This window comes from Roseococcus sp. YIM B11640, from assembly GCF_049727625.1.
GTDB lineage: Bacteria > Pseudomonadota > Alphaproteobacteria > Acetobacterales > Acetobacteraceae > Roseococcus.
The window spans coordinates 1-531 of record NZ_JBBJOZ010000018.1 but is presented as its reverse complement, the minus strand read 5'-3'; the positions used below and the strand labels follow the sequence as shown (position 1 = coordinate 531).

Genomic DNA, 531 nt, shown 5'->3' with positions numbered 1-531 from the left:
CGGCACTGGTGTTGGTTGGGTTGCTGGGCCGACGGTTCAGGCGTGGCGGTTGCTGGAGCGGGGTGATCTGGATGGTGCTGACCGGCTGGCGCGCCGTGGCTTGAGCGCGGGGGGCCAGGGGCGTCTGGATGCGGAGCTGATCCTGGGGCAGGTGGCGCTTCGCCGTCAGGACTACGTGACGGCGGAGGCGCGTTTCCGCAATGCGCTGACGCTTCGTCCGCGCCTGGCGGATGCGCAGACGGGGCTGTACTTCGCGCTGGCGGGGCAGGACCGGATCGCGGAGGCGGATGCGCTGATGCGCGAGGCGGGCCTGTCGCTGCCGTCGGGGGCGACGGCGATGCGGGCGATCTCGCTGCGGGACCGGGCGGCGCTGATCGACAGCCCCGAGCAGTCGCTGGAGTTGCTGCAGCGGGCGCTGGCGGCGGATCCGGGGAATGCCTGGGTTCGGATGGACCTGGTGCGGCGTCTTCGGTCGATGGGCCGCGACGAGGAGGCGCGGGCGCTGCAGGTTCAGATGGAGCAGGACCCGGG

General features: G+C 72.3%; 1 protein-coding gene. It reads left to right on the top strand.

The window, feature by feature from the left end; all coding sequences use genetic code 11:
* Positions 1-100 precede the first annotated feature (100 nt).
* A partial coding sequence (locus tag WJM96_RS22855) for a tetratricopeptide repeat protein (protein ID WP_424814871.1) occupies positions 101-531 on the top strand: 431 nt, incomplete at its 3' end.